Origin of the sequence: Streptomyces sp. x-19, assembly GCF_046549115.1 — a bacterium.
GTDB classification, from domain to species: Bacteria; Actinomycetota; Actinomycetes; order Streptomycetales; family Streptomycetaceae; genus Streptomyces; species Streptomyces albulus_C.
Genome location: NZ_JAJPWK010000002.1, coordinates 45,909 through 66,936 on the forward strand (window position 1 = coordinate 45,909; position 21,028 = coordinate 66,936).

Below are 21,028 nucleotides of genomic sequence, written 5' to 3' on the forward strand. Positions count from 1 at the left end.
GGAGGGCCTCCGCGGAGCGGAGGGAGGCCGGGGCGGTGTTTCACGTGAAACACCGCCCCTCCGTCACGCCCCCGAGCTGTCAGTCCTCGCCCTCCAGCTCGCCCTCGGTCTCCAGGAACGCCTCGCGCAGCGCCGCCAGCGTCTCCGCGTCCGGCTTCTCCCACATGCCGCGGGACTCGGCCTCCAGGAGGCGCTCGGCGATTCCGTGCAGCGCCCAGGGGTTCGCCTCCTGGAGGAACGCGCGGTTCTCCGGGTCCAGGACGTAGGTCTGGGCGAGCTTGTCGTACATCCAGTCGGCGACGACCCCGGTCGTGGCGTCGTAGCCGAACAAGTAGTCCACGGTGGCGGCGAGTTCGAAGGCGCCCTTGTAGCCGTGGCGGCGCATCGCCTCGATCCAGCGGGGGTTGACGACCCGGGCCCGGAAGACCCGGGAGGTCTCCTCCACCAGCGTCCTGGTGCGGACCGTCTCGGGGCGGGTCGAGTCGCCGATGTACGCCTCGGGCGCCTTGCCCTTGAGCGCCTTGACGGTGGCGACCATTCCGCCGTGGTACTGGAAGTAGTCGTCGGAGTCGGCGATGTCGTGCTCGCGGGTGTCGGTGTTCTTGGCGGCCACCGCGATGCGCTTGTACGCCGTCTCCATCTCCTCCCGGGCCGGACGGCCCTCCAGCCCGCGCCCGTAGGCGTAGCCGCCCCAGACGGTGTAGACCTCGGCGAGGTCGGCGTCGGTGCGCCAGTCGCGGGAGTCGATGAGCTGGAGCAGGCCCGCGCCGTACGTGCCGGGACGGGAGCCGAAGATCCGGGTGGTGGCCCGGCGTTCGTCGCCGTGTGCGGCGAGGTCCGCCTGGGCGTGGGCCCGGACGAAGTTGCGGTCGACGGGCTCGTCGAGGCCGGCGGCGAGCCGCACCCCGTCGTCGAGCAGGCCGATGACGTGCGGGAACGCGTCCCGGAAGAATCCGCTGATGCGCAGGGTGACGTCGATCCGGGGGCGGCCCAGCTCGTCGAGTTCGACGGCCTCCAGACCGGTCACCCGGCGCGAGGCGTCGTCCCAGACGGGGCGGACGCCCAGCAGCGCGAGCGCCTCCGCCACGTCGTCGCCGGAGGTGCGCATCGCGCTGGTGCCCCACAGGGACAGGCCGACCGACTCCGGCCAGTCACCGTTGTCCTCGCGGTAGCGGGTCAGCAGCGAGTCGGCGAGCGCCTGCCCGGTCTCCCAGGCCAGCCGCGACGGGACGGCCTTGGGGTCGACGGAGTAGAAGTTGCGGCCGGTCGGCAGGACGTTGACCAGGCCGCGCAGCGGCGAGCCGGACGGACCGGCCGGAACGAACCCGCCGTTCAGGGCGTGCACCGCGTGGTCGACCTCGGCCGTGGTGCCGGCCAGTCGCGGGACGACCTGCCGGGCGGCGAAGTCGAGGACGTCCGCGACCGCGGTCGGGTGCCCCGCGGCGACCCGGGCCACCGCGGCCGGGTCCCACTCCGCGTCCTCCATGGCCTGGACCAGTCCGCGGGCGACCGCCTCGGCTTCGTCGGCGGCGGTGCGGGTCGCGGCCGACTCGTCCAGGCCGAGCGCCTCGCGCAGCCCGGGCAGCGCGGAGGTGCCACCCCAGATCTGCCGGGCGCGCAGGATCGCCAACACGAGGTTGACCCGGGCCTCGCCGACCGGGGCGGCGCCCAGGACGTGCAGGCCGTCGCGGATCTGCGCGTCCTTCACCTCGCAGAGCCAGCCGTCGACGTGCAGCAGGAAGTCGTCGAAGCCGTCGTCGTCCGGGCGTGCCTCCAGGCCCAGGTCGTGGTCGAGCTTGGCGGCCTGGATCAGGGTCCAGATCTGCGCGCGGATGGCGGGCAGCTTGGCCGGGTCCATCGAGGAGATCGCGGCGTACTCGTCGAGCAGTTGCTCAAGCCGGGCGATGTCACCGTAGGAGTCCGCGCGGGCCATCGGCGGCACGAGGTGGTCGACGAGCGTGGCGTGCACCCGGCGCTTGGCCTGGGTGCCCTCGCCCGGGTCGTTGACCAGGAACGGGTAGACGAGCGGCAGGTCGCCGAGCGCCGCGTCCGGACCGCAGGCGGCGGAGAGGCCGGCGTTCTTGCCGGGCAGCCACTCCAGGTTGCCGTGCTTGCCGAGGTGGACCATGGCGTCGGCGCCGAACCCGCCGTCGGCGGTGGGGGTGGCGATCCAGCGGTAGGCCGCCAAGTAGTGGTGCGAGGGCGGCAGATCGGGGTCGTGGTAGATCGCGATCGGGTTCTCGCCGAAACCGCGCGGCGGCTGGATCAGTATCAGCAGGTTGCCGCGGCGCAGCGCGGCCAGCACGATGTCGCCCTCGGGGTTGCGGCTGCGGTCGAGGAACATCTCGCCCGGCGGCGGGCCCCAGTGCTCCTCCACGGACTCCCGCAGTTCCTGCGGCAGGGTGCCGTACCAGCGGCGGTAGTCGGCGGCCGGGATGCGGACCGGATTGCGGGCCAACTGCTCCTCGGTCAGCCACTCCTGGTCGTGGCCGCCGGCCTCGATGAGGGCGTAGATCAGCTCGTCGCCGTCGCCGGACGCCAGGCCGGGCACCGGCTCGGTACCGAAGTCGTAGCCCTCGGCCTCCAGACGGCGCAGCAGCGCGACGGCGCTCGCCGGGGTGTCCAGACCGACCGCGTTGCCGATCCGGGAGTGCTTGGTGGGGTACGCCGACAGCACCAGCGCCAGCCGCTTCTCGGCGGCCGGGATGTGGCGCAGCCGGGCGTGCCGGACGGCGATCCCGGCGACCCGGGCGGCCCGCTCGGCGTCGGCGACGTACACCGGCAGCCCGTCCTCGTCGATCTCCTTGAACGAGAACGGCACGGTGATCAGGCGCCCGTCGAACTCCGGCACGGCGATCTGCGAGGCGGCGTCGAGCGGGGAGAGGCCCTCGTCGTTCTCCTCCCAGGCGGCGCGCGCCCCGGTCAGGCAGAGCGCCTGCAGGATCGGCACGTCCAGGGCGGTCAGCGCGCCGGCGTCCCAGGATTCGTCGTCGCCGCCCGCGGAGGCTTCGGCGGGCTTGGTGCCGCCCGCGGCCAGCACGGTGGTGACGATGACGTCGGCGGCGCGCAGTTCCTCGATCAGCTCCGGCTCGGGGGCCCGCAGCGAGGCGACGTACAGCGGCAGCGGGCGACCGCCGGCCCGCTCGACCTGGTCGCACAGGTCGTGGATGAAGCGGGTGTTGCCGCTCATGTGGTGGGCGCGGTAGTAGAGCACCGCCACGGTCGGGCCGGTCGCCTCCGACGCCGGACGCTCCAGCGGGCCCCAGGACGGGGCGGCCGCGGGCGGCTCGAAGCCGTGGCCGCTGAGCAGAACGGTGTCGCTGAGGAAGCAGGCCAGCTGGGAGAGGTTGGCCGGACCGCCGTGCGCGAGGTAGGCGTGCGCCTCGGCCGCGATGCCGACCGGGACCGTGGACGCCTCCATGAGCTGGGCGTCGGGGGCCTGTTCGCCGGTGAGCACGACGACCGGGCGGTGCTGGCCCGCGGCCAGCAGCACGTCCAGGCCGTCCTGCCAGGCGCGGATGCCGCCGAGCAGCCGGACGACGACGAGGTCGGTGCCCTCAAGGAGCCCGGGGAGTTCGGCGACGTCGAGGCGGGCGGGGTTGGCGAGCCGGTACGGCACGGGACCCGTGGCCGCCCGGGCGCTGAGCAGATCGGTGTCGGACGTCGACAGCAGCAGGATCACGGCGCAGCCCTTCCTCGGGGTGTCCACGCCCCGGGTGGTCGTATGGACGGCGGGAGTTCCTGGCTCACCCGGCGGTGGCCGGGTTCACAGTGGCGGGACCGCGCCGGATTCTCACCGGGCTTCCTCCCTTGGCGCCGTCGCTGGCGTCCGGCGGGTCAGCCGACCCGCCGACCTGCATAGTAAGGGCTGCGGCCGCACCGCGGGAGCGGGCCTTTCTCAGCCGCCCTCCACGCCCCCCTCGCCACGGTTCCGGGCGAAACCGACGTAGGTATGCTCGCCGCCATGCCGCCCTCCCCCGCACCACGCCCCGACCGGGCCGAACCACCCGTTCGGGACCGCGGTGACGCCTGCCCGGGAGCGCTGCGGCTGCACTCCGCCGCCGACGGGAACCTGGCCCGAGTGCGGCTCCCCGCAGGGGACTTGACGGTCCGCCAGGCCACCGCCCTGGCGGACGCCGCGGAACGCCTCGGCGACGGGCACCTCTCGCTCACCTCCCGCGGCAACGTCGAACTGCGCGGCCTGCCCGACGACGGCGGCCGGCACCTCGCCGACCTCCTCGCCGACGCCGGGCTGCTGCCGTCCGTACGCCATGAGCGGATCCGCAACGTACTGGCCTCGCCGCTGGCCGGACTGGACCGGCACACCCCCTCCGACGTGCGGTTGTGGGCCCGCAGCCTGGACGCGCTGCTGTGTGCGAGCGACGCCGCGACGGGGCTTTCGGGCCGCTTCCTGTTCGTCCTCGACGACGGTCGGGGCGACGTGGCGGGCCTGGGCGGCGATGTGACCTTGCTCGCAGAATCCGGTCGACAGGCCCCACCGGCCGCCGGGTACGCGCCGGGCGCCGCGTCCGGGTGGGGAGCACTGCTCCGGGTCGGCGACGACCGGGCTGCACTGCGGATCGCGGCGGACGCCGCCCCGCGGGCGGCCCTGACGGCCGCCGAGGTCTTCCTGGCCGCCGCCGCGGAGCGCGGCAGCGGCGCCTGGCGCGTCCGTGAGCTCCCCACCGCAGGAGCGCTGACCGCCCAGGAGGTGCAGCGTGCGCTGCGGGCCGCGGGCATCGCCGCGGAGCACGTGGAACATCCGGCCGCCCCCGTCCCGGGGTCGGCCGCGCACTACGCCGACGCCACCGCCCCCGGCCCGGTCGAGGGGCCCGACGGTCGCCGTGCGCTGGCCGTCCTGGCTCCGCTCGGCCGGCTGACCGCGGCCCAGTGGCGGCTGCTGACCGCGACCGCCGCCGCGGACGGCGACGGCGAACTGCGCCTCACGCCCTGGCGCGGTGTCGTCGTCCCCGGCCTGGCCGCCGCACCGGCGCACCGGCGGCTGCGCGAGTTCGCCGCCGCCGGCCTGATCACCGACCCGACATCCCCCTGGCGCCGGGTCACCGCCTGCACCGGCCTGCCCGGCTGCGCCAAGTCCCTCACCGACGTGCGGAGCGATGCGGCGGGCGTGCTCGCCGGGGGCGAAACGGTTCCGGCGGACGGTTCGGGTGCGCCCGTCGGACTGCCCGTGCACTGGTCGGGCTGCGAGCGGCGGTGCGGCCATCCGCACGGTGCCTGGGTCGACGTGCTGGCGACGCCCGACGGCTATCGGACCATCGCGATGCCTCCCAACTCCCTTGCCCGACCGCCGGTTTCACGTGAAACAGCCGGGCCGGGCACCGTTTCACGTGAAACGCCCCGGCCGGGCGTCGTTTCACGTGAAACGCCGAGCGCATCCGCCGCCCCTCCGGCTGCCCCGCTCTCCTCCACCCCTCAACCCACCACCCCGAGGCCCCAGTGACCGCGTTCGACTACGAAAAGGACGGGGCGGCCATCTACCGCCAGTCCTTCGCCACCATCCGCGCCGAGGCGGATCTCTCCGCACTGCCCGCCGACGTCAGCCGGGTCGCCGTTCGGATGATCCACGCCTGCGGCATGGTCGATCTCGTCCGCGATCTGGCCTTCACCCCGGGCGTCGTGGCCAGTGCGCGCGCCGCGCTGCGGGCCGGTGCGCCGATCCTGTGCGACGCCACGATGGTCGCCAGCGGGGTGACCCGCAAGCGGCTGCCGGCGGACAACGAGGTGCTGTGCACCCTCGGCGACCCGTCGGTCCCGGAACTCGCCGCGCGGATGGGCACCACGCGCAGCGCTGCCGCCCTCGAACTGTGGCGGGACCGGATGGAGGGCGCCGTGGTCGCCTTCGGCAACGCGCCCACCGCGCTCTTCCGGTTCCTCGAAATGATCGAGGAGGGGGCGCCCCGCCCCGCCGCCGTCCTCGGCATCCCGGTCGGCTTCATAGGCGCGGCCGAATCCAAGGACGCGCTGATCGACCATCCGTCGAAGCTGGATCACATCGTGGTGCGCGGGCGGCGCGGCGGCAGTGCCATGGCCGCGGCCGCGATCAACGCCCTGGCGAGCGAGGAAGAGTAGGCGTGAGCGAGCAGCAGGCGAGCAGCGGCACGACGGACCCGGCGGCCGCGCAGTCCCCGGAGCGGTCCACCGGCCACCTCTACGGCGTCGGCCTCGGCCCCGGCGACCCGTCCCTGATGACCGTGCGGGCGGTGGAGGTCATCGCCCGGGCCGACGTGGTGGCCTACCACAGCGCCCGGCACGGCCGGTCGATCGCGCGCTCCATCGCAGCGCAGCACATCCGCCCGGACCACATCGAGGAAGCCCTGGTCTATCCGGTCACCACCGAGTCGACCGACCATCCCGGCGGCTACCGCGGGGCCCTGGACGAGTTCTACGAAGCGGCGGCGGCGCGCCTCGCGGCCCACCTGGACGCCGGCCGCACCGTCGCGGTGATCTCCGAGGGCGACCCGTTCTTCTACGGCTCCTACCAGCACATGCACAAGCGGCTGGCCCACCGCTACCCGACCGAGGTCATCCCCGGCGTCACCTCCATCAGTGCCGCCGCGGCCCGCCTGGGCACCCCGCTCACCGAGGCCGACGAGGTGCTGACCGTCCTGCCCGGCACCCTGCCCGAGGAGGAGCTGACGGCGCGTCTGAGCGCCACCGACTCCGCCGTCGTGATGAAGCTCGGGCGCACCTTCCCCGGTGTCCGTCGTGCACTGGAGCGCTCCGGCCGGCTCACCGAGGCCCGCTACGTCGAACGCGCCACCATGGCCGGGGAGCGCACCGGCGCGTTCTCCGACGTCGATGCCGACTCCGTGCCGTACTTCTCGGTCGCGGTGGTGCCCAGCCGCATCGCCACCGCCGCGCAGCAGCCGGAGCCGGTGGCCGCGGACCGCGGTGAGGTGGTCGTGGTCGGCACCGGCCCGGCCGGCCCGCGCTGGCTCACCCCGGAGTCCCGCGGCGCCCTCGCCGCCGCCGACGACCTCGTCGGCTACACCACGTACCTGGACCGCGTCCCGGTGCGCCCCGGCCAGCACCGGCACCCCTCGGACAACAAGGTCGAGTCGGAACGCGCCGAATTCGCCCTGGACCTGGCCCGCCGCGGCCGCCGGGTGGCCGTGGTCTCCGGCGGCGACCCGGGCATCTTCGCCATGGCCACAGCGGTCCTGGAAGTGGCGTCGGAGGAGCCCTACCGCTCCGTTCCGGTGCGCGTGCTGCCGGGCGTCACGGCCGCCAACGCCGCCGCCGCCCGCGCCGGCGCCCCCTTGGGCCACGACTACGCGGTGCTCTCGCTCTCCGATCGCCTCAAGCCCTGGGAGGTGATCGCCGAACGGTTGCGTGCGGCGGCCTCCGCCGACCTGGCGCTGGCGCTCTACAACCCCGGTTCCCGCAGCCGCACCTGGCAGGTGGCGAAGGCCCGGGACGTCCTGCTGGAGCACCGCGCGCCGGACACCCCGGTCATCCTCGCCCGCGACATAGGCGGCCCCGAGGAATCGCTCCGCACCGTGCGGCTCACCGACCTCGACCCCGCCCAGGTCGACATGCGCACCATCCTGCTCGTCGGCTCGTCCCAGACCCAGCGGGTCCGGCGCGGGGACGACTCGGAGGTGGTCTGGACGCCGCGCAGGTACCCCGAGCGCTGACCGCCCGCGCGGCGTCAGCCGAGGAGCGTGCGCACCCAGTCCACCGCCGCGCCCGGCTCGGCGGCCACCGGCACGCCCTCCGGGACCGGCGGTCGCCGGACGACCACCACCGGCACCCCGGCCTCCCGTGCGGCCGCCAGCTTCGGGGCGGTCGCCGCGGCGCCGCTGTCCTTCGTCACCAGCACGTCGATGCGGTGCCGGCGGAGCAGTTCCCGTTCGCCTTCGAGGGTGAACGGGCCGCGGTCCAGGACGGTCGTCATCCGGGGCGGGTGCGGGGGCTCGGGGGCATCCACCGAGCGGACCAGGAACCACGGGTCCGTGAGGTGGGCGAAGTGGGCGAGGCCCATTCGGCCGGTGGTGAGGAAAACCCGGTCACCGAGGGTGGGCAGGACGGCGGCGGCCTCCGTGAGGGAGCGGACCGGGTGCCAGACGTCCCCGGGCTGCGCGTCCCAACCGGGGCGGCGAAGGGCCAGCAGGGGAACATGGGCGGTGGCGGCGGCCTGGGCCGCGTTGAAACTGATCGTGTCGGCGAAAGGATGGGTGGCGTCGATGAGCGCGTCCACCGCGTGCTCGCGCAACCAGCGGGCGAGGCCCTCCGGGCCGCCGAACCCACCGATGCGCACGTCGCCGGCGGGCAGCCGGGGGGTTGCCACCCGGCCGGCCAGCGAGGTCGTCACCCGCACCCCCGGCTCCGTCGCCAAGGCCGCGGCGAGGCGGCGGGCCTCCGTGGTGCCGCCGAGGATCAGCACCTGGCGGACGGGTTCGTGGACGGGTGAGGTCGGCATGAGCGGCGGGTTCCTCCGTGGGTGAAACGCAACCGAAGGGTACGGGAGGGCGGAGCGCGCAGCTCGCGCACACCGGTCTGCGGCACGGCTGGACGACGGGGGCGTGCGCCACGGCCGCCAGCACGGCCGCGTACACGGCGCTGTTGCGCGGGGAGTTCCCGGATCCGGTGACGATCACTCTGCCGAAGGGGCAGACGCCGTCCTTCGCTCTCGCGGTGGAGGAGTTGACCGGCGCCGGGGCGGGACCGGCCACCGCCATGGCCGGGGTGGTCAAGGACGCCGGGGACGATCCGGACGTGACGCACGGCGCGTTGGTGCGGGCCACGGTGCGGGCGCTGCCGGCCGGCAGCGGCGTGGTCTTCGCGGCCGGTCCGGGCGTGGGGACGGTCACCCGCCCCGGACTGCCGCTGGACGTCGGCGAACCCGCCATCAATCCCGTGCCGCGGCAGATGATCCGGGAGCACCTGGCGCGCGTCGCACAGCAGCACGCCGGCAGCGGTGCCACCGCGGACGTCGAAGTGGAGATCTCCGTCGACCACGGCGAGGAGATCGCCCGCAGCACCTGGAATCCGCGCCTCGGCATTCTGGGCGGCCTGTCGATCCTGGGGACGACCGGGATCGTCGTGCCGTACTCCTGCTCGGCGTGGATCGACTCGATCCGGCGCGGAGTGGACGTGGCCCGCGCCGCGGGCCGACGGCACGTCGCCGGGTGCACCGGCTCGACGTCGGAGAAGGTCGCGGTCGCCCTGCACCACCTGCCGGAGGACGCGCTGCTGGACATGGGGGACTTCGCGGGGGCGGTGCTCAAGTACGTCCGCCGCCATCCCGTCGACCGGCTGACGATCTGCGGCGGCTTCGCCAAGCTGTCGAAACTGGCGGCCGGTCATCTGGACCTGCACTCGGCACGGTCCCAGGTGGACAAGGGCTTCCTCGCCGAACTGGCGCGGCAGGGCGGCGCCGACGAGGCGCTGGCCGAGGCGGTGGCCGGGGCCAACACCGGCCTCGCCGCGCTCCAGTTGTGCGCGGCGGCCGGCGTTCCCCTCGGCGACCTGGTGGCGGCCACGGCACGGGACGCGTCACTGGCCGTACTGCGGGGTGCGCCGGTCGCCGTCGACGTCATCTGCATCGATCGAGCGGGGCTGGTGGTGGGCCGGGCGGAGTCACGGGGGCCGGGAGGCTAGCGCGACTGGCGCCGGATGTTTCACGTGAAACTCGCCCCGGCCCGATGGCCGGGATCCGACGCCCCGCCGTGCAGCCCCTCGTCACATCCGCGGCAGTGTCTCCCCGCGGCTGAGCCCTTCCTCACGGCTCATGCCGTCCTCGCGGCCCATCTCGTCCTCGCGGCCCGCCTCGGACCGACGGCGCTCGCCAAGGGCCTTGCGCGCCGCCATCTCGCGTGCGCGGTCCATCCGCTCCCGCATGCAGCTGTCGTCCCCACCGGTCAGCGCGCCCAGCGCGCTGCCCAGGGCACAGGCGGCCATCTTGACGGGACTGTCCTTCGACCGGCGCGGGGTGTCCTTGCCGCTGGCGGTGGCGACGGTGCTGCCGGTGAGGGTCAGCACGGTCGCGGCGACGACCGCGGTGGCGGCCATTCTGGTACGCATCCTGGCGTGCTCCTTTGCGTCAACCCCCCTGGGTGTCGCAGCTTCCTTACCGACCTCCGCGAACAGAAAACAGATATTCACCCCGATGCGGTCATACAATTCAGCCGTACAGGTCTGCCGCACAGCGTGTTTGACGTCGCCTCAGGCACTGCCGTCGCAGGGCGCGTGCGGCCGCTCGCGCTCCGACGAGTAGAGGTGGCTGTCGCGGAACTGCTCGGCGCCCAGCGTGCGGCCGACCATGATCACGGCGGTCCGGACCACGCCCGCCTCCTTCACCTGGTCGGCGATGTCGCCGAGCGTGCCGCGCAGGACGAGTTCGTCGGGCCGCGAGGCCATCGCCACGACGGCCGCAGGGCAGTCGGCACCGTAGTACGGCAGGAGTTCGTCGACGATCCGGTCCACGTACATCGCGGCGAGGTGCAGCACCAGCAGCGCACCACTGCGCCCCAAAGTGGCCAGGTCCTCGCCGTCGGGCATGGGGGTGGCGCGCTGGGCGACGCGGGTGAGGATGACGGTCTGGCCGACGGTGGGCACGGTCAGTTCGCGTTTGAGCGCGGCGGCCGCCGCGGCGAACGCGGGTACTCCGGGCACGACCTCGTACGTCACCCCCGCCGCGTCCAGGCGCCGCATCTGCTCGGCCACCGCACTGAACACCGACGGGTCGCCGGAGTGCAGCCGGGCCACGTCCTGGCCCTCCTCGTGGGCGCGGACCAGCTCCGCAGTGATCGCGTCCAGGTCCAGGTGCGCGGTGTCGATCAGCCGGGCCCCCGGCGGGCACTCGGCGAGCAGTTCGCGCGGCACCAGGCTTCCCGCGTAGAGGCAGACCCCGCAGGAGGCGAGGGTGCGGGCGCCGCGCAGGGTGATCAGGTCGGCGGCGCCGGGGCCCGCACCGATGAAGTAGACGGTCATGGCTGTCGGTCTCCTGGGGAGGTTACGAGGGGTCCTGGGAGCGTGGCGGCGCGGCGGCCTCCTGCGAGCCGGGGTCCGGCGCGCAGGACGAGCCGGGCTTGACCGCCGACCACTGGGTGACCGGCATCGCCTGCCGCCAGCCCGTGAAGCCGCCGACCGGCACCGCGTGGGCGACCGCGAGCCGCACCAGTTCGCCGCCGTGCCGCCGGTACCACTGCGTGAGCAGCGCCTCGGACTCCAGCGTCACGGTGTTCGCGACGATCCGTCCGCCCGGGGGCAGCGCCTCCCAGCAGGCGTCCACCAGGCCGGGGGCGGTCAGTCCGCCGCCGATGAACACCGCGTCCGGCGTCGGCAGTCCGGTCAGTGCGGCGGGCGCGGCCCCCTGCACCACGCGCAGCGCCGGGACGCCGAGCGCCCGTGCGTTGCGGTCGATCCGTGCCGCCCGCGCGACGTCCCGTTCAACGCTGACCGCCCGACAGCTGCGGTGCGCGCGCAGCCATTCGACGGCGATGGAGCCGGACCCCCCGCCGATGTCCCAGAGCAGCTCGCCGGGCGCGGGGGCCAGCGCGGCCAGGGTGGCGGCCCGAACATGACGCTTGGTCAACTGGCCGTCGTGCTCGTAGGCGTCGTCGGGGAGGCCGGGCACGACCGGCAGCCGGAGCGCGTCCGGCGCCCGCACGCAGTCCAGGGCGATCACGTTGAGCGGATCGCCGGCGGGCGCGTCCCAGCGCTCCGCCCGACCCTCGACCACCCGCTCGCGGGCGCCGCCGAGTTGTTCGAGCACCCGCATCCGGGTCGGGCCGAAGCCCCGTTCCCGCAGCAGCTCCGCGACCTCACCGGGCGTCGCCGGCCCGGCGGACAGCACCAGGACCCGCCGTCCGTCGTGCAGCGCCCGCACGAGGTTCGCCACCGGCCGGCCGACCAGCGTGACGACGTCGGTGTCCTCCACCGCCCAGCCCAGTCGCGCGCAGGCGTACGCCGCGGACGACGGATGCGGCACCACGCGCAGCGGCCGCCGCACCGCCGCGTCCTGCGCCATCACCTCGGTCAGGGTCCGGCCGATGCCGTAGAACATCGGGTCCCCGCTGGCCAGCACGCAGACGCGGCGTCCGGCGTGGGCGGCGAGCAGCCCGGGCACGGCGGGACGCAGCGGCGAGGGCCACGGCTCCCGTTCCCCGGCGCACTCCGCGGGCAGCAGCGCCAGCTGGCGCGCCCCGCCGATCAGCACCTCGGCCGCGACCAGCTCCCGCTGTGCGGCCGGCGACAGTCCCTCCCAGCCATCGGCCCCGATGCCTACGACGGAGAGCGGGAGCGGGGGAGTCACTGCGGGGCACCTCGGGGCACGAAGGGACCGAACGGAGGTCGCGGGGCGATCGGGGGACGGGTGCCGAACTTTACTGACCGGCCCGGCGGCTCCGGCTCCCGGGGAGGGCGCACGTCTCCCGGCACGCTCCGGTGCGCCCACCCCCACCCTTCTTGCACATTGTTTGCAATTACTTGCTAATACTGTCCAGGGCACGGAACGCGACGCGGAAGGAGTGCGGCCCATGGGCTCGCCGGTGGTGCTGGGCATCGAATCGTCCTGCGACGAGACGGGCGCCGGCCTGGTCCGGGACGGGCGCCTGCTCGGGCACACCGTCGCGTCGAGCATGGCGGAGCACGCGCGGTTCGGCGGAGTGGTGCCGGAGATCGCCGCTCGGGCACACCTGCACGCGCTGACGCCCGTGGTGCGCGGCGCGCTGGCCGACGCGGGCCTACAGGCATCCGACATCGGGGCGGTGGCGGTCACCACCGGACCGGGACTCTCCGGCGCGCTCCAGGTGGGACTGGCCGGGGCCAAAGGTCTGGCGTACGCGCTGGGCGTCCCGCTCTACGGCGTCCACCACCTCGCCGGCCACGTCGCCGCCGACACCCTCGCGCACGGTCCGCTGCCCGACCCCTGCGTGGTGTTGATCGTCTCCGGCGGGCACACGTCGCTGCTGCTCGTACGGGACCTGGCCCGCGACCCGATCGTGCACCTCGGCGACACGGTGGACGACGCCGCCGGCGAGTGCTTCGACAAGGTCGCGCGGGTCTTCGGACTGCCCTACCCGGGCGGTCCGGCCATCGACCGGACAGCGCGCGAGGGGGATCCGCGCGCTGTCCACTTTCCCCGCCCGCTCACCACGGGCCCGGCCGAGAAGCGGTTCGCGTTCTCCTTCTCGGGGTTGAAGACGGCGGCGGCGCGCTGGGCGGAGACGCACCGCGCCGCGGGCCGTCCGTTGCCGGTCGCCGACGGCGCGGCCGCGCTGCAAGAGGCCGTCGCCGACGTACTGACCCGCAAGGCGGTCGCCGCCTGCACCGAGTACGGCGTCGGCACGCTGGTGGTGGTCGGCGGCGTGGCGGCCAACTCCCGGGTGCGCGCGCTGGCCGAGGAGCGCTGTGCCGCCGCCGGCATCGCCCTGCGGGTCCCGCCGCTGGGGCTGTGCACGGACAACGGCGCAATGATCGCGGCCGTCGGCGACCTGCTCGTCCGGGCCGGCGCCGCACCGGCGCCGCTCGACGTGTCCATCGATCCGTCGGCACCTCTGGCGTACGCGGCGCTGCACCCCGTCGCCACGGGCCGTGCACGGGCCGCCTGACGGCCGCCGGTAGCCGGCAGCTCGTTTCACGTGAAACGAGGGACGACCACCGCACGGAGCGCACCGGACCGGACCGTGTCCGTCCGCTCACGCCTCTCCGCCGCACCGCTCTGACCAGGAACGATAGCCCGTTTGACGGTAATGACAACGGTCACCGGTGCAGCCTTTGGATCTTTTGTCGAAGTGCGGTTTGCTTCGCTGCGAGGAGCAAGGTGAAGCCAGGAGAAGGAGCGCGCCCATGTCCGAGCACGCCCACGGCGGGCACAGCCATGCACACAGCCACACCCATGCCGTGTCCCCGGACGCCGATCGGCGCTGGCTGCGGGCCGCGCTGATCCTGCTCAGCGCCTACATGGCGATCGAGGTCGTCATCGGTTTCCTGGCGCAATCACTCGCGCTGATCTCGGACGCCGCCCACATGCTCACCGACGCGGTGTCGATCGTGCTGGCGCTGGTCGCGATGCGGTTGGCCGCGAAGCCCGCACGGGGCGGGTACACCTACGGCCTCAAGCGCGCCGAGATCCTCTCCGCGCAGGCCAACGGCATCACCCTGCTCGTGCTCTCCCTCTGGCTGGCCTACGAGGCGGTCCAGCGGCTGATCTCGCCGCCCGAGGTCACCGGCGGGCTGGTGGTCATCACCGCGCTGTCCGGTGTGGTGGTGAACCTGATCTGCACCTGGTTCCTGTCGAAGGCCAACCGCTCCAGCTTGAACGTCGAGGGCGCCTACCAGCACATCCTCACCGACCTGTTCGGCTTCATCGCCACCGCGATCTCCGGTCTCGTCGTGCTGACCACCGGCTTCCAGCAGGCCGACGCGATCGCCTCGCTCGTCGTCGTCGCGCTGATGCTGAAGGCCGGCACGGGGCTGGTGCGGGAGTCCGGCCGGATCTTCATGGAGGCGGCGCCGGCCGGCATCGACCCGGACGCGCTGGGCGATCACCTGGTCGCCGCCGACCAGGTCGTCGAGGTGCACGACCTGCACATCTGGCAGATCACCTCGGGGCAGCCCGCGCTCTCCGCGCACATCCTGGTCGCCCCGGCGGGCGACTGCCACAAGGTCCGCCGCAGCCTTCAGGAGCTGCTGCACACCGAGTACGGCATCACCCACGCCACGCTCCAGGTCGACCACCTCGGCGAACAGGACGAGGACGAGCTGCTGACCCTGGGCCCGCGGCCCTCCCCCGAGCACCCCTCCGGCAGCCACTGCGACGACTCCCACGGCCCCGTCCACCGCCCGGGACCGCACCGGCACTGACCGGCCGCCGCCGCGCGGCGAAGCAGCGGGCACCCGGCTGAGCAGCGCGCGGGCCCGCCCCGGCGCCGGGTCACCCGTGCGCCCGCTCGCCCACGCGGTCACCCATTGGCACCCGTCCCGCTCGCGGCCGACCAGCGTACGGACTTGCCTGGAGATGGCAGCCATCGCCGTCGCAGGAAGGACCGGGACGCATGTCCGCGAGTGCACCCGCACGCGCCGACGGACGGGTGACGGCGGCGCGCTGCCCTCCAAGGCGACCGCAGCGGGCCCGCTCGTTGGTCGGCACCGCGCTGCTGCTGGTCGGAACCCTGTTGCTGCCACTGAGCCTGGCCGCCCTCTGGGCCCGCGCCGAACTCACCGACACCGAGCGCTACGTGGCCGCAGTCGCCCCGCTCGCCGGGAACCCCGCCGTCCAGGACGCCATCGTCCGGGACGTCACCGACGGCGTGATGCCGCACGTGCGGCTGGACGGCCTGCTCAAGGTGGTGCCCCGCACCGAACGACCGGCACTGCGGCGGAAGTTCACCCGCGGCATCCGCGAGTTCGTCGACAAACAGGTGCGCCAGGTCGTCACCGGGCGCACCTTCCCCGCGATGTGGACCGGCGTGCACCGCACCGCCCACCGCACCCTGGACGGCACGCTGACCGCCTCCGGCGACGCCCCCGTCACCCTCGACCTCTCGCCGGTCATCGAGCGCGTCCGGCACCAGCTGTCCGGCAACGGGCTGGGCATCGACATCGTCCGCCGGGTGCCGCCCACCGGCGCCTCGATCGTGCTGCTGAAGTCCCCCGACGTGCCGCGCCTGCGGACCGGCTTCCAGGCCGCACGCACCGGTGCGCTGTTCCTGCCGCCGGCCGCCGGGCTCTGCCTGCTGACCGGTCTGCTGCTGACCCGACGTCGCCGCCGGGCGCTGATCTGCACGGCGGTCGGCTGCGCGGTCGCCTGCGCGCTCCTGACCACGGCACTGGCACTGCTCCGGGCCCGCCTCCTGGACGCGTTGCCGGCCACCGTCCCGCGCCCCGCCGCCGACGCCTACACCGATGCCCTGACCGCCTCCCTGCGTTCCGGCGCCTGGACCACGGTCGGCGCGGCGGCGGTCACCATCGCCCTGGCCGTCGCGGGCCCGCTGACGGTCCGCCTCCGTCGCGCCGTGCCGTCGACCCGTCAGGGCGACGCGGTGCCCTGGTGGACGGCGTGCCCCGGCGTGCGGAGCGTGCGTCGTGGTGGCCGGCGCGGGCCCGCCGAGGACCGTCCACGCCGGTGACGGCCCGCTCGGGACCGGGGGCGGGTGCCCTCAGATCGCCAGGACCGTCTTGCCCTGCGCCCGCCCGGTGCGGCTGGCGGCCAGCGCTTCGGGGGCCTCCTCCAAGGGGACTTCGAGCCCCACCAGGACCGTCAGGCGGCCCGCGTCGAGGTGGCCGGCGAGGATCTCCAGGAGCTGCGGGGAGGGGCGGTTGACGAAGTTGAAGCCACGCAGGTTGTGCTCGGTGAGGACGTCGGCGTCGGCGGAGCCGATCAGCGAGACCGCCACACCGCCGTCCCGCACGGTCCGGGTCAGCTCGACGAACCCCGCCGCGTCGCTGGTCATGTCGATCAGCACGTCCACCCCGTCCGGACGGCTCGCCAGGACCTGGTCGGCGATCGGCCCCGCGGTGTGATCGACGGTCTCCGCGGCCCCCAGCGTGCGCATCAACTCCGCCTTGGCCGGACGGGCGGTGGCGATCACCTCCGCGCCGCGGCCGGCCGCGATCTGGGTCACGAAGGTGCCGACCCCGCCGGTGGCGCCCACGATCAGCACCTGCCGGCCCTCGCCGATCCGGGTCTCCTCGACCAGGTTGTAGGCGGTCATCCCGGCCGTCGGAACGGCGGCGGAGGTGGCGTAGGTGACGCTGCGGGCGGCCAGGGCGATGGCGCCCTCCTCGGCCACGGCGAATTCGGCGTACGAACCGCCGCCCCGATCCGGCCGCTGGAACTGGCCGAACACCGGATCCCCGACGGTGAAGCGCCGCACACCACTCCCGACCGCGACCACCTCACCGGCCCCGTCCGCCCCCAGCACCAGCGGGAACTTCGCGTGGACGGCCTCCCCGAACATGCCGTCGGCGAGCTTCCAGTCGACGGGGTTGAGCCCGGCGGCGGCCAGCCGCACCAGAACCTCACCGGGCCCCGGCTCAGGCTGCGGCAGCTCCATGAGCTGCGGGTCCGCACCGAAGGCGTTGACTGCTACGGCTCTCATGTGGCGTTCCCTTCCACCCTTCCGAGGAGCGGCCGGAGTGGATCGTAAGCACGCCGGCCGGGCCGGGCGCGGCAGGACGGGAGGCGGTGCCCCGGAAGCAACTCGTACGGCCCCCGTCCCCGTTCCGTTTCCCCACTCGATTGCCCGCATGACGGGACCGGTCCGGGGCAGCGGGATTCAATGGCGCAATGATCCGGTTCGAGTCGGTCACCAAGCGCTATCCCGACGGGACCACCGCTGTCGACGACCTCTCGTTCGACGTCGACGAGGGTGAGCTGGTCACCTTGGTCGGACCGTCCGGGTGCGGCAAGACGACGACGATGATGATGGTGAACCGGCTGATCGACCCCACGAGTGGACGGATCTTCGTTGACGACGCGGACGTGTCCGGTGTCGACCCGGTCCGACTGCGCCGCGGGATCGGCTACGTCATCCAGCAGACCGGGCTCTTCCCGCACCGCACCGTCCTCGACAACACCGCGACCGTGCCCGTCCTGACCGGCTGGAAGCGGGCCAAAGCGCGGGAGCGGGCCGCCGAACTCCTCGACCTGGTCGGGCTGGATCCGGGCGTCTACGGCACGCGCTACCCCGATCAGCTCTCCGGTGGTCAGCGCCAGCGGGTCGGGGTGGCCCGCGCCCTGGCGGCCGATCCGCCGGTGCTGCTGATGGACGAGCCGTTCGGCGCCGTCGACCCGGTCGTCCGGGACCGCCTCCAGAAGGAGTTCCTGCGGCTCCAGGCCACCATGCACAAGACGGTGCTGCTGGTCACCCACGACATCGAGGAGGCCATCCGGCTCGGCGACCGGATCGCCGTCTACGGCGACGGGCGGATCGAGCAGTTCGACACCCCGGCGCGGGTGCTGGGCGCACCCGCCACGCCCTACGTCGCCGAATTCGTGGGCGCCGACCGGGCGTTGAAGCAACTCTCGGTGACCGCCATCGACCGCGCCGACCTGGAGCGCCCGCCGTTCGCCCGGCTCGCCGAGCCGGCCGCGGAGGCAGTGGCCCGGCTGCGGGCCGAAGGAGCGCGCTGGGCGGTGGTGCTGGACGCCGACGGGGCGCTGCACGGCTGGGTGGGCACCGAGCGTCTGGCGGGCGCCGGGGGAACCGTGGCGGACCATGCGCGGCGGATGGAGGCGTGGATCCCGGCGTCCGGAACCCTCAAGGCGGCGTTCAGCGAAATGCTGAAGCACGACGCCGGTTGGATCGCGGTCCTGGACGGTCGGCGCTTCTTGGGCGTCCTGACCCCGACCGCCCTGCACGAGGCGCTGCGCCGCACCATCACCCCGGAGGACCGTGAGGTGTCGCGGGGACGGCCGGAGGTGGACTCGGTCCCGACGGAATGAGGGGCGGCCGGGGCGTGGTGTTTCACGTGAAACGCCCACCGGGAGCGACGGCCCGGGTGGGTGTTTCACGTGAAACACCACGCCCCGGTCAGTCCTTCAACAGACCCTTCGACACCAGGTAGTTGTGCGCCACGTCGGCGGCCAGCCGACGCCAGCTGTCGACCTGCTCGTTGAGGTGGGCCAGGTCTTCGGTGGTCAGCACGTGATTGAGGCGGTTCAGAGCGGCGGCCGGGCGGGCGCTGCCGGCCCGGGCGCGGTTGACGACGGGGACGACGTAGTCGGCGTTCTGGAGTTTCCGGTCGTCGGCGAGGACGACGAGACCGAACTGGTCGAGGGTGGCGTCCGTGCTGGTCGTCAGCACCATCTGGTCCTGGCCGTTCTGCACCGCTTGTTTCGCGGGCGTGGTGCCGACGCCCTTGGGGTCCACGGCGGTGATGTCGATGCCGTACGTCTTCCGGAGGCCCGGTGCGCAGAACGGCCGTTGGACGCACTCGTCACCCGCCGCCAGCCGTACCGGCAGCTTGGCGCGGCCCAGGTCGCTGAGGGTGCGCAGGCGGTGCTCGGCGGCGTAGGCGGCACGCACCGCGAAGGCGTTCTGGTCGACGGCCCGGCCCGCCGGGAGGACCGTCAGACCACGCGGGGCGGCGAGGCGACGCAGGGCGGTCATGGTGCGGTCCAGGTCGGGGGAGGCGACGGGGGCTGCCTCGGGGCCGTACTTCTTGGCGTTGAGCCAGTCCGCGAAGGTGGCGGCGTACTCCGGGACGACGTCGATCTGGCCGGCCTCCAGCGCGGGTTCGTACAGCTCGCGGTTGCCGACGGTGAGGACGTGGGTGCGGTAGCCCGCGTGGCCGAGCAGCGCCGCGTACATCTGGGCCAGCAACTCGCTCTCGGTGAAACCGGCCGAGCCGATGGCGAGATCGCGGCTGTCGCCGGGCGGGGCGGTGATCGCGCCCCGGTGTTCCAGCGACGGCCCACCGGCGCAGGAGACCAGCCCGCACAGGACGGCCAGGGCGCTCGACACACCGAGCGCGCCCCGGACCGGGCGGAGCAGGGCCGAGCTCGCACGCCGCGCCCTCACCGGGTCCGCCCGCGCGCCCTCGCCGGGGCGAACCGCTGGACCAGCTCGAACACGGCCTCCATCAACAACGCGAACACCGCGACCACCACCGCGCCGGCCACCACCTGCGGGGTACTGGCCAGATTGAAGCCGGCGGTGATGATGCGGCCGAGTCCGCCGCCGCCCACCAGGGCGGCCAGCGTGGCGGTGGCGACGAGCTGCACGGCGGCGATCCGCACCCCGGTCAACACCAGCGGCAGGGCGAGCGGCGCCTCCACCCGCCACACCAGCTGCATCCCGGTCATCCCCATGCCCCGGGCGGCCCTGACCACGTCCTGGTCCACCTCGCGCATCCCGACGTAGGCATTGGTCAGCAGCGGCGGCACGGCGAACAGCACGAGCGCGATGACCGTCGGCCACTGCCCGTGCCGCCCGATCGGGGTCAGCAGGAGCAGGACGAGGACCGCGAAGGTCGGCACCGCACGGCCGACGTTGGCGAGGTTGACCGCGAGGGCGCCACCGCGGCCGAGATGGCCCAGCGTCAGCGCGATCGGCAGGGCGATGAGGGCACTGAGGACGAGGCAGGCGAAGGTGAGCACGGCGTGCTGGGCGAGCCGGTGCCCGATGCCGTTCTCGCCCGACCAGTTGGCAGCGGTGGTCAGCCAGGACCAGACGGCGGCGGGGGTGCTCACGCCCGCCGTCCGGAGGCGGTGAGCGGCCGTCGCCCGCGGGCCGGTCGCGGGCTGCGGCCGGCCCGCCGCCACGGAGTGAGCAGGCGTTCCAGGCCGAGCAGCAGCAGGTCGAAGGCGACCGCGATGAGCACGCAGAGCACGGACGCGGTCAGCACCTGCGCCTTGAAGTAGGAGTTCATGCCGGCGTAGATGAGGTTGCCCAACCCGCCGTACCCGACGATCGCGCCGACGGTGGTCAGGGCGACCGCGGAGACCGTGGCGATGCGCAGACCGGCCATCGCGGCGGGCACCGCAAGCGGCAGTTCCACCGTCAGCAACTGCCGCATCGGCCCGTACCCCATGCCCCGGGCGGCCTCCGTGGCACCGGCCGGCACGCCGTCGAGGCCCGCGAGGATGTTCCGGACCAGCAGGGTGAGGGAGTAGAGCGCCAGGCCGACCACGACGAGGGTGGCGGAGAGGCCGTAGACCGGCAGCAGCAGCGAGAACATCGCCAACGACGGGATCGTGTAGAGCACGGTGGTGATGCCGAGGACCGGCCCGACCGTCCACCGTCGACGGCGGGCCAGCAGCGCCAGCGGGACGGCGATCACCAGCCCGAGGCCCACCGAGACCACGGTCAACTGCACGTGCTGGCCGACCGCGTCGAGCAGGATCTGGCGGCGGGTGCTCAGGTAGTCGCCGCAGATCCAGTCGTTGCGGGCCAGGCAGTCGTCCGGCGGGGCGGTCACAGCAGCAGTTCACCGCGGGTGCGGTGGGGGTGTCGCGCGGGGTGCGTCCGATCGGGCTGTTGCCAGCGCCACACCACACCCCCTCTATACACATGGTGTGTACCCCCTATGTATAGTCCTGGGAGTCCGTTCGGAA

The 21,028-nt window shown here is 73.9% G+C and carries 17 protein-coding genes and 1 riboswitch; of the genes, 8 read left to right on the forward strand and 9 right to left on the reverse strand.

What is annotated here, in order from left to right; genetic code table 11:
- Positions 1-79: 79 nt before the first annotated feature.
- Positions 80-3,682 (reverse strand): cobaltochelatase subunit CobN, encoded by a 3,603-nt coding sequence (gene cobN, locus ACLJT4_RS04560; protein ID WP_411121676.1) that lies wholly within the window; start codon positions 3,680-3,682, stop codon positions 80-82.
- 32 nt (positions 3,683-3,714) lie between these two features.
- A riboswitch (cobalamin riboswitch) is annotated at positions 3,715-3,867 on the reverse strand.
- Between the two features lie 85 nt (positions 3,868-3,952).
- Between cobN and cobG the strand changes: the two genes are divergently transcribed.
- From cobG to ACLJT4_RS04575, 3 genes are read left to right on the forward strand one after another with little or no spacing between them, the layout of a single operon-like run.
- Positions 3,953-5,461 carry a precorrin-3B synthase gene (gene cobG, locus ACLJT4_RS04565; protein WP_411121107.1) on the forward strand — a complete coding sequence of 503 codons (1,509 nt, stop codon included), beginning with the start codon at positions 3,953-3,955 and terminating at the stop codon, positions 5,459-5,461.
- Positions 5,458-6,090, forward strand: a complete 633-nt coding sequence (locus ACLJT4_RS04570) for a precorrin-8X methylmutase (RefSeq protein ID WP_044376979.1) — start codon at positions 5,458-5,460, stop codon at positions 6,088-6,090. Before cobG ends, ACLJT4_RS04570 begins: the two co-directional genes overlap by 4 nt.
- Before the next feature lie 2 nt (positions 6,091-6,092).
- Positions 6,093-7,658, forward strand: coding sequence for a precorrin-2 C(20)-methyltransferase (locus ACLJT4_RS04575; RefSeq protein ID WP_411121108.1), 1,566 nt, complete (start codon positions 6,093-6,095; stop codon positions 7,656-7,658).
- A gap of 14 nt (positions 7,659-7,672) precedes the next feature.
- Here ACLJT4_RS04575 and ACLJT4_RS04580 read toward each other — a convergent pair whose 3' ends face one another.
- Positions 7,673-8,443 (reverse strand): cobalt-precorrin-6A reductase, encoded by a 771-nt coding sequence (locus ACLJT4_RS04580; protein ID WP_411121109.1) that lies wholly within the window; start codon positions 8,441-8,443, stop codon positions 7,673-7,675.
- A 17-nt stretch (positions 8,444-8,460) separates the two neighbouring features.
- Between ACLJT4_RS04580 and ACLJT4_RS04585 the strand changes: the two genes are divergently transcribed.
- Positions 8,461-9,624, forward strand: coding sequence for a cobalt-precorrin-5B (C(1))-methyltransferase (locus ACLJT4_RS04585; RefSeq protein ID WP_233657169.1), 1,164 nt, complete (start codon positions 8,461-8,463; stop codon positions 9,622-9,624).
- An 81-nt stretch (positions 9,625-9,705) separates the two neighbouring features.
- On the opposite strand, the gene ACLJT4_RS04590 is transcribed toward ACLJT4_RS04585, so the two are convergent.
- The 3 genes from ACLJT4_RS04590 to cbiE form a co-directional block, all read right to left on the reverse strand.
- Positions 9,706-10,047, reverse strand: a complete 342-nt coding sequence (locus tag ACLJT4_RS04590; protein WP_411121110.1) for a hypothetical protein — start codon at positions 10,045-10,047, stop codon at positions 9,706-9,708.
- Between the two features lie 141 nt (positions 10,048-10,188).
- Entirely contained in the window at positions 10,189-10,956 is a 768-nt protein-coding gene (gene cobM / locus ACLJT4_RS04595) for a precorrin-4 C(11)-methyltransferase (protein WP_411121111.1), read from the reverse strand.
- A 22-nt stretch (positions 10,957-10,978) separates the two neighbouring features.
- Positions 10,979-12,280, reverse strand: a complete 1,302-nt coding sequence (gene cbiE, locus ACLJT4_RS04600; protein WP_411121112.1) for a precorrin-6y C5,15-methyltransferase (decarboxylating) subunit CbiE — start codon at positions 12,278-12,280, stop codon at positions 10,979-10,981.
- Positions 12,281-12,503: 223 nt separating this feature from the next.
- Between cbiE and tsaD the strand changes: the two genes are divergently transcribed.
- From tsaD to ACLJT4_RS04615, 3 genes are all read left to right on the forward strand, one after another.
- A complete protein-coding gene (gene tsaD / locus ACLJT4_RS04605; RefSeq protein WP_411121113.1) occupies positions 12,504-13,577 on the forward strand; it encodes a tRNA (adenosine(37)-N6)-threonylcarbamoyltransferase complex transferase subunit TsaD in 1,074 nt (357 codons plus the stop codon).
- A gap of 238 nt (positions 13,578-13,815) precedes the next feature.
- The gene (locus tag ACLJT4_RS04610; RefSeq protein WP_411121114.1) at positions 13,816-14,832 is read left to right on the forward strand and encodes a cation diffusion facilitator family transporter; all 1,017 of its coding nucleotides are present in this window, start codon (positions 13,816-13,818) and stop codon (positions 14,830-14,832) included.
- A gap of 191 nt (positions 14,833-15,023) precedes the next feature.
- On the forward strand, positions 15,024-16,097 hold the full coding sequence (locus ACLJT4_RS04615) for a hypothetical protein (protein WP_411121115.1): 1,074 nt from the start codon (positions 15,024-15,026) through the stop codon (positions 16,095-16,097).
- A 30-nt stretch (positions 16,098-16,127) separates the two neighbouring features.
- Here the strand turns inward: ACLJT4_RS04615 and ACLJT4_RS04620 are convergent, their stop codons facing one another.
- Complete coding sequence (locus tag ACLJT4_RS04620) at positions 16,128-17,069, reverse strand: NADP-dependent oxidoreductase (protein WP_411121116.1); 942 nt, start codon at positions 17,067-17,069, stop codon at positions 16,128-16,130.
- A 188-nt stretch (positions 17,070-17,257) separates the two neighbouring features.
- Here ACLJT4_RS04620 and ACLJT4_RS04625 point away from each other — a divergent pair, with 188 nt between their 5' ends.
- Positions 17,258-18,415 carry an ABC transporter ATP-binding protein gene (locus ACLJT4_RS04625; RefSeq protein WP_411121117.1) on the forward strand — a complete coding sequence of 386 codons (1,158 nt, stop codon included), beginning with the start codon at positions 17,258-17,260 and terminating at the stop codon, positions 18,413-18,415.
- Between the two features lie 88 nt (positions 18,416-18,503).
- Here ACLJT4_RS04625 and ACLJT4_RS04630 read toward each other — a convergent pair whose 3' ends face one another.
- The 3 genes from ACLJT4_RS04630 to ACLJT4_RS04640 are packed head-to-tail and all read right to left on the reverse strand — an operon-like array spanning position 18,504 to position 20,892.
- Positions 18,504-19,436, reverse strand: a complete 933-nt coding sequence (locus tag ACLJT4_RS04630; protein WP_411121118.1) for an ABC transporter substrate-binding protein — start codon at positions 19,434-19,436, stop codon at positions 18,504-18,506.
- A gap of 53 nt (positions 19,437-19,489) precedes the next feature.
- Positions 19,490-20,164: an ABC transporter permease gene (locus ACLJT4_RS04635; protein WP_037633624.1), complete on the reverse strand. Its 675-nt coding sequence runs from the start codon at positions 20,162-20,164 to the stop codon at positions 19,490-19,492.
- Complete coding sequence (locus ACLJT4_RS04640; RefSeq protein ID WP_016578757.1) at positions 20,161-20,892, reverse strand: ABC transporter permease; 732 nt, start codon at positions 20,890-20,892, stop codon at positions 20,161-20,163. The genes ACLJT4_RS04635 and ACLJT4_RS04640 overlap by 4 nt, the downstream gene beginning before the upstream one ends.
- Positions 20,893-21,028: the final 136 nt, after the last annotated feature.

What these genes read in the sequence shown, in the direction of transcription:
- cobG (WP_411121107.1), top strand. Translation starts at nt 3,953, where the DNA reads ATGCTCGCCGCCATGCCGCCCTCCCCCGCACCACGCCCCGACCGGGCC.
- ACLJT4_RS04580 (WP_411121109.1), bottom strand. Translation starts at nt 8,443, where the DNA reads ATGCCGACCTCACCCGTCCACGAACCCGTCCGCCAGGTGCTGATCCTC.
- ACLJT4_RS04590 (WP_411121110.1), bottom strand. Translation starts at nt 10,047, where the DNA reads ATGCGTACCAGAATGGCCGCCACCGCGGTCGTCGCCGCGACCGTGCTG.
- cobM (WP_411121111.1), bottom strand. Translation starts at nt 10,956, where the DNA reads ATGACCGTCTACTTCATCGGTGCGGGCCCCGGCGCCGCCGACCTGATC.
- tsaD (WP_411121113.1), top strand. Translation starts at nt 12,504, where the DNA reads ATGGGCTCGCCGGTGGTGCTGGGCATCGAATCGTCCTGCGACGAGACG.
- ACLJT4_RS04610 (WP_411121114.1), top strand. Translation starts at nt 13,816, where the DNA reads ATGTCCGAGCACGCCCACGGCGGGCACAGCCATGCACACAGCCACACC.
- ACLJT4_RS04615 (WP_411121115.1), top strand. Translation starts at nt 15,024, where the DNA reads ATGTCCGCGAGTGCACCCGCACGCGCCGACGGACGGGTGACGGCGGCG.
- ACLJT4_RS04620 (WP_411121116.1), bottom strand. Translation starts at nt 17,069, where the DNA reads ATGAGAGCCGTAGCAGTCAACGCCTTCGGTGCGGACCCGCAGCTCATG.
- ACLJT4_RS04625 (WP_411121117.1), top strand. Translation starts at nt 17,258, where the DNA reads ATGATCCGGTTCGAGTCGGTCACCAAGCGCTATCCCGACGGGACCACC.